The sequence below is a fragment of the Pseudomonas sp. GW822-FHT02G04 genome, assembly GCF_058802085.1.
The window spans coordinates 121,997-129,178 of the sequence record NZ_JBXANU010000019.1; the positions used below are offsets into that span (position 1 = coordinate 121,997).

Consider the following 7,182-nt stretch of genomic DNA (forward strand, 5'->3'; position numbering starts at 1 on the left):
CTTAACAGACGGTTAGCAGTCGATCCTCCCTCCGAAGGGAGCGAGGCTTGCCCGCGAAGCTTTTATACCTTCAACACCAACTTCCCGAAATTCTCGCCGCTGAACAATTTCATCAGTGTCTCCGGGAAGGTCTCCAGTCCTTCGACAACGTCTTCCTTGCTCTTGAGCTGCCCCTTGGCCATCCAGCCGGCCATTTCCTGCCCGGCAGCGGCGAATTGCGCGGCGTAATCCATCACCACGAAGCCTTCCATCCGCGCGCGGTTGACCAGCAACGCCAGGTAGTTAGCCGGGCCCTTGACCGCTTCCTTGTTGTTGTACTGGCTGATGGCGCCGCAAATCACCACCCGTGCCTTCATGTTCAGGCGGCTCAGCACTGCATCGAGAATATCGCCGCCGACGTTATCGAAATACACGTCGACGCCTTTCGGGCATTCACGCTTGAGGCCGGCGGTTACGTCTTCGTTTTTGTAGTCGATGGCACCGTCAAAACCCAGTTCATCGATCAGGAACTTGCACTTGTCCGCGCCGCCGGCAATGCCGACCACCCGGCAACCTTTGATCTTGGCGATTTGCCCGGCAATGCTGCCCACCGCACCGGCCGCGCCCGACAACACCACGGTGTCACCGGCTTTCGGTGCGCCGACATCGAGCAGGGCAAAGTAGGCGGTCATTCCGGTCATGCCCAGTGCGGATAAATAACGCGGCAGCGGCGCCAGTTTCGGATCGACCTTGTAGAAACCTCGCGGCTCGCCAAGGAAGTAATCCTGCACACCCAAGGCACCGTTGACGTAGTCCCCCACGGCAAAGCCTGGATTGTTCGAGGCGACGACTTTGCCCACGCCCAATGCGCGCATGACTTCGCCAATGCCGACTGGCGGGATGTAGGACTTGCCCTCGTTCATCCAGCCACGCATGGCCGGGTCCAGGGACAGGTATTCGTTCTTGACCAGGATCTGACCTGCCGCAGGCGTACCGACCGGAACTTCTTGATAGGTGAACGTCTCACGGGTGGCCGCTCCCACGGGACGTTTGGCGAGCAGGAACTGGCGATTGGTCTGGGTAGTCATGACAGGCACTCAAGATGAATGAAGCCTTGTTGATAGACCTTCATGGGCGATGCTGCAAGGTCGGCTGACGCGGCGAATGCACATCGATCCAGTGCAGTGATAGTCAGGGCAGCAGTTCCATCACTGCCACTCATGGGCGCTCAACCGGCCTTCTGATAGTGCTGCCGTGCCATTGTCCTCTGTGCCTAGACTGAGAACTCGCGATCCCCCACATTCTTGCCTTCGAGGACATAACAATGAGCATGACGTTTTCCGGCCAGGTCGCCGTTGTGACGGGCGCGGCCAATGGGATTGGCCGCGCAACCGCTTTGGCGTTCGCCGCCGAAGGTTTGAAAGTGGTGGTGGCCGATCTGGACGCGGCCGGTGGTGAAGGCACTGTGGCGCTGATTCGTGCCGCCGGCGGTGAAGCGACCTTCGTGCGCTGCAATGTCACTGTGGAAAGCGATGTAAAAAATCTGATGGACGAGGTAGTGAATACCTACGGCCGTCTCGACTATGCCTTCAACAATGCCGGCATCGAAATCGAGAAAGGCAAACTGGCCGAGGGCACGGTCGATGAGTTCGACGCGATCATGGGCGTCAACGTCAAAGGCGTCTGGCTGTGCATGAAGTACCAGTTGCCGTTGCTGCTGGCCCAAGGCGGCGGCGCGATCGTCAACACCGCTTCGGTCGCCGGTCTGGGGGCTGCGCCGAAGATGAGCATCTACGCCGCCTCGAAACATGCGGTGATCGGCCTGACCAAATCGGCGGCCATCGAATACGCGAAGAAAAAGATTCGCGTGAATGCGGTGTGCCCGGCGGTGATCGACACCGACATGTTCCGTCGTGCCTATGAAGCGGACCCGAAGAAGGGCGAGTTCGCCAATGCCATGCACCCGGTCGGACGTATTGGCAAGGTCGAGGAGATTGCCAGCGCGGTGCTGTACCTGTGCAGCGACGGCGCGGCGTTCACCACCGGTCATTCGCTGGCGGTGGATGGTGGCGTCACGGCGTTTTAACAGGCATTCAGATATACCTGCTTTTGTGGCGAGCGAGCTTACTCGCGCTGGGCTGCGTAGCGGCCCCAAAAATCTGACAACCATTGCCGGTTTTTGTGAGTGCTACGCACTGGAGCGCCAGCCCGGTCAAGCGGGAGCAAGCTCCCTCGCCACAGGTTTCTCAGCACTACGCACACTGCCATCGGTTCCGTGAAAACATCGGGCATTGTGTTTCAAATGGTTAGAACCGACGGTTTTGGCGGTTTTGTCGCACATCTTGTCGAGCGCTCCTGTGATTAACTGTTTTGCGCAAAACAGACAGGAGTTTGCTTGCTCATGGAGTTGAGAATCGATCGACAGGCATTGGTGCCAGTCGTGCAGCAAATCGTCGACGCGATGGCCGACTGGCTCCATCGTGGCGAGGTGTCGCCGGGGACGCGTTTGCCTTCCGTGCGGCAAATCGCGCGGATCAATCTGCTCAGCCAATCCAGTGTCGTCGAGGCCTGTGAGCGGTTAGTGGCTCAAGGTGTGCTGGCGACGCGTAGCGGGGCGGGTTTCTTTGTCGCGGCAACGAAGCTTGCCGCTCACGGGCAACGGGATTTTTCCTGGTTCGAAGGGGCTGAGGAGCCGCAGAGCGGCGTCATGGGCGATCTGAAGCTGGGTTGTGGCGGATTACCCGAAAGCTGGCGCGAGACTGACGACCTGAGCTATGCAATCCGCCAGGTCTGCCGTACCGACATGGCCGGTTTGTTCAACTACAGCACACCGCTGGGCCTGCTTGCCCTGCGCCAACAGATCCTTAAACGACTGAAACAGCTGGATATCGCGGTGGATGAAAGTCGAATCCTCACCACGGCAGGTGCCAGTCATGGGCTCGACCTGATCGTGCGCACGTTGTTCAAACCGGGCGATTGCGTGGTGGTGGAGAACCCCGGTTATTCGATGCTGTTCGATTTGCTCAGGCTGCACGGGGTCAGCATGATCGAAGTCCCACGTACGCCTCACGGACCCGACACCGAAGCACTTCAGGCACTGTTGCTGACGTACAAACCCCGTGGCTTGTTCATCAACAGCTTTTATCACAACCCCACCGGCAGCAGTTTGACCTTGGGCGTGGCTCGGCAGGTTCTGCAACTAGCCAAAAACCATGGTGTACTGGTGATCGAAGACGATGTCTATGCGGATTTGCACAGCGGTCCCGGTACGCGTCTTGCGGCACTGGGTATCGATGACAATGTGATCTACGTCGGCAGCTACTCCAAAACCCTCAGCAGTTCGTTGCGGGTCGGCTTTGTCGTGGCGGGTGCCGACGTCATTTCGCGACTGGCCGAGGTCAAGATGATCAGCAGCATGGGGGCTTCACGGTTTTGCGAGTCGGTGCTGGCTTCTTTATTGGCCAGTGGTGCCTATCGCAAATTGGTGCAGCGTCAGCGCCAACGTTTAAGCACTGACAGAGACGCGGCCTTGCAGGTGCTCGAGGACGCGGAATGGGAGGTTTTCGGCAAACCCGTAGGTGGCCTGTTCATCTGGGCGCGATCGCGCAAGTCCGACGCCGTTCAGGTGCGGATTCAGGCTAGACGCTTCGGCATCCTGCTGTCTTGCACAACGGCATTCAGCCCCTCCGGCCAGGCCCATGATTGGCAGCGCATCAACGTCGCCTATGCCTGTGATCCTCGCGCCAGGGCATTTTTTCAGGCTACCGCTCGGGATCGACCTCAAGCGTTCTGAAAACGACGCTGACGTAGCTTTTGGCCATTATTCCGACGCCAGAGACTTGTGTTGGCACAAGCCCGTTGCGAATCTGCATCCACAGACAATGGCAGGGGACTAAGCGCAATGATTTCGGCCGTGCAAGGACGTTTTGCCAACCTCGGTATGGCGAAAAAACTGGGTGTCGGGTTTGTACTGGTGTTGCTGTTGACAGCCCTGGTGGCGGCCATTGGCGTATGGTCCCTGCAAACCATCAGTCATCGCTTTGACGGGCTCAAGCAGATGTCGTCGCTCAACAACGGTCTGCTCAAGGTACGTTTGCTTGAGCAGGACTACGCTTTGCGCGGCGACCCGAAAACCGTGGACGCCTTGCACACGGGGGTGGACGCGTTGATCGCGCTGGCGACCGAGCTCAAGGCACAGTCCGCGGCCAACGTGCCGGTCATGAATGACGTCGAACAGTCTCTGGGGGCCTATCGCAAGGCCTTTGACGAGTTCGTCTCGCTGAGTCAGGCCAAGGACCTGGCGCTGGAAATGGCCAGTTGGTCGGTGTCCAGCGTGGCCAATAACCTCGATGTGCTGCAGGCCGGGCTTAGCGATGATGGCGCCTATGCCTTGAAGGAGTCCGAGGGCAAGGACGGCGCGCAATTCATCGAGCAGGCGAATCAGGTCAGCCAGGTTTCGCGGCTGATGTTGCAGGCCATGAACGAAGCGCGCGTACGCCTGGATCAGAGCCGCAAGGGCGACGACAGTGCCGGGCAGGGCAAGATCGAGCAAGCCGACCAGGCGCTGGCCCAGGCCGAACAGTTGAAAGCTACCGTAAAGGATGAGGGTTACCAGACGGTCCTCAATGAAGTGTCCGGTCATATCGGCAGTTTCACTGAAAAACTCGCCGAGTACACCGGCCTGTTGGCGCAGGAAAAGACTGTCTCCGAGCAACTCCACCAGCGCGCCGCGCAAGTGGTTGAGCGGGTGGATCAGGCTTACGTTGCCGAAGACCGGTCGATGCAGGCAGAGCTGAAAAAGAACTCGCTGTTGATCATCGGTTCCTCGGCGCTGGCCTTGCTGGTCGGGCTGATTGCCGCGTGGGTGATTACCCGGTTGATCGTCGCACCGCTGCGTAGCGTGATCCGTGTCGCCCAGCAGATCGCCGCGGGCGATTTGAGCGCGACGATTGAGGTGACCCGTCGCGACGAGATCGGCCAGTTGATGCAAGCCATGCAGCAAATGGGTGCCGGGCTCAGCAGCATTGTCAGTGGTTTGCAGGCCGGTATCGAACAGCTGGCAAGCTCTGCTCAATCGCTGTCGGCGGTGACCGAGCAGACCAACCTTGAAGTCAGCAGCCAGAAAGAAGAAACCGAGCAGGTCGCCACTGCGATGAACCAGATGACCGCCACGGTGCACGACGTCGCACGTAACGCGGAGGAGGCTGCCCAGGCGGCGCAGACTGCCGACGGCAAGGTCGAAAGCGGTCAGCAGGTGGTGCGTCAGAGCATGGCACGGATCGAGCAACTGGCGGACTCGGCCACCTCGGCCAGCTCCAGCATCGAAAGCCTCAGTGCAGAAATCCAGAACATCGGCACGGTGCTCAGCGTGATCAAAAGCGTTGCCGAGCAGACCAACCTGTTGGCGCTCAATGCGGCCATCGAGGCGGCGCGGGCCGGTGAGCAGGGCAGGGGCTTTGCGGTGGTGGCCGATGAGGTTCGGGCGCTGGCCAGGCGAACCCAGCAATCGACCGAGGAAATCGAACGTCTGGTCAGTGCCTTGCGCTCGGCGGCGCAGTCGTCGGTGCAGCAGATTCAGAGCAGTGGCGAGTTGGTGAAGCTGGCGGTAAGCGATGCGTTGCAGACCGAAAGTGCGTTGGGGAGTATTGCGGCGGCGGTGTCGCTGATTCAGCAGATGAACCAGCAGATTGCGGCGGCTGCGGAGGAGCAGAGCTCGGTGGCTGAGGAGATCAATCGCAGTGTCACGAGCATTCGCGCCAGTGCAGATCAGTCTTCATTGGCGATGCAGGGCAATGCGGCGTCGAGTATTGAACTGGCGCAGTTGGGCAGTGAGTTGAGGGGGATGGTGGGGCATTTCAGGCTGTAGGCGCTGTCGAAGGCTCGGGCCGCGTCCGGATGATCCATTGATTCTGGCGGCCATCAATCCCAACGCAAAAAAAAGCCACCTGACCCGGTGGCTTTTCAGCATTTGCATGATCAGTCGTAGATCACTTTCTTCTTCCAGTCGGCATCAGCCTCGACGTCTTTGAGCCCTTCAGTCAGTTGGTTCACTTCGCCTTCAACCGGGGCGATCTTGTCCATGACCTGGTCGTTGGCGCGGGCCAGGAGTTTCTCCAGGTACTCGAGTTGTTCGCTGTAGACCTGGGGCTCCGGTTGTTTGCGCAGGTATTGCACGCCGCGTTCGAAGGCCAGGCGGGCCTGGCCTGGCTGGTTTTGTTGCAGGGAATGCTGGCCGAGGTTGTTGAAGAATTCGATGTGCAGCAGGACCAGGATGTGCCGCACTTCACGGATCCAGCGCTTGGCTTCGTTGGCTGGCAGGAAACCGTCCTGTGCGGCGCGGGTGATCTGGCCATGAATGGCTTCCAGCAGGAAGCGCACGTCTTTGGCCTTGGCTTCGGTCTGGATCGGTGCCGGCGGGTTGTTGACCGGGATCGATTCACCTTGGGCAACCAAGGCACTCAGCTCGGTAATCCGCGGCTTTAGTGTGGCGCTGGTTTTTTCCAGGTTGAGCAGTCGCTGGCAGACGTTCAGTTCCAGGCGGGTCAACAGCAGCTTGAGCGCGGGTGTCATGAACTGACCGGGAAAGGTCTCGGTGATTTCGCCGCAGCGACGCAGGCGGTCGTTGAGTTCAACCTTGGTGCGGGCTTTTTCCAGCTTATTGTTTTCCACCACATGGTTCATGTAGCCAATGGCGATCAATAGTGCGATCCCGGCTACGACTAGCAGGGTGATCATGAGTGGTGTCACCGGTAAGACCTCTTTATGGGGTTCGCGTTCGAGTCGAGTGTAGTTGGCTTGGCATATGGGCGCATAGGGTTGCTCGACGAGTGAATCGGCTATAGCTCTACTTATATCGGCCGCAATGCTGCTTCTATAAGTAAATAGCGTGCGAGGTGCACATTGCCATCATCTCGGCATGGACTATAGCGTCTTGGTGGATGCCAGAATATAGGCGCCAAAGGTCAGGCGACACAAAAGCCTGAATCGCTGCCAAAAGCAGGGCGAAGTCATTGATTTAAATAAATTTATATCTGGGGGTTGACGACCCCTCAATCCATCCATAGAATGCGCGCCACTTACAGCGTAAAGCACACAGCGAAACGCGGTAGGGAGTGAATGTTGTACGTGTGTCCCCTTCGTCTAGTGGCCTAGGACACCGCCCTTTCACGGCGGTAACAGGGGTTCGAGTCCCCTAGGGGACGC

The 7,182-nt window shown here is 58.9% G+C and carries 5 protein-coding genes, 1 tRNA gene and 1 pseudogene; 5 read left to right on the forward strand and 2 right to left on the reverse strand.

Annotated features, from left to right (window positions below; all coding sequences use genetic code 11):
* Positions 1-62 precede the first annotated feature (62 nt).
* Positions 63-1,067, reverse strand: a complete 1,005-nt coding sequence (locus AC1RO5_RS21825) for an NADP-dependent oxidoreductase (protein ID WP_493177579.1) — start codon at positions 1,065-1,067, stop codon at positions 63-65.
* A gap of 236 nt (positions 1,068-1,303) precedes the next feature.
* Here AC1RO5_RS21825 and AC1RO5_RS21830 point away from each other — a divergent pair, with 236 nt between their 5' ends.
* The 4 genes and pseudogenes from AC1RO5_RS21830 (at position 1,304) to AC1RO5_RS21845 (ending at position 5,845) form a co-directional block, all read left to right on the forward strand.
* Positions 1,304-2,065: an SDR family oxidoreductase gene (locus AC1RO5_RS21830; protein WP_493177581.1), complete on the forward strand. Its 762-nt coding sequence runs from the start codon at positions 1,304-1,306 to the stop codon at positions 2,063-2,065.
* Positions 2,066-2,380: 315 nt separating this feature from the next.
* Positions 2,381-3,772, forward strand: coding sequence for an aminotransferase-like domain-containing protein (locus tag AC1RO5_RS21835; protein ID WP_493177583.1), 1,392 nt, complete (start codon positions 2,381-2,383; stop codon positions 3,770-3,772).
* Between the two features lie 147 nt (positions 3,773-3,919).
* Positions 3,920-4,984, forward strand: a pseudogene (locus AC1RO5_RS21840) (HAMP domain-containing protein); the annotation flags it as partial.
* Positions 4,982-5,845, forward strand: coding sequence for a methyl-accepting chemotaxis protein (locus AC1RO5_RS21845; protein WP_493177587.1), 864 nt, complete (start codon positions 4,982-4,984; stop codon positions 5,843-5,845). The pseudogene AC1RO5_RS21840 and the gene AC1RO5_RS21845, both read left to right, overlap by 3 nt.
* A gap of 110 nt (positions 5,846-5,955) precedes the next feature.
* On the opposite strand, the gene AC1RO5_RS21850 is transcribed toward AC1RO5_RS21845, so the two are convergent.
* On the reverse strand, positions 5,956-6,714 hold the full coding sequence (locus tag AC1RO5_RS21850) for a hypothetical protein (RefSeq protein ID WP_493177584.1): 759 nt from the start codon (positions 6,712-6,714) through the stop codon (positions 5,956-5,958).
* 394 nt (positions 6,715-7,108) lie between these two features.
* Between AC1RO5_RS21850 and AC1RO5_RS21855 the strand changes: the two genes are divergently transcribed.
* A tRNA-Glu gene (locus AC1RO5_RS21855) sits at positions 7,109-7,181 on the forward strand.
* Position 7,182: the final 1 nt, after the last annotated feature.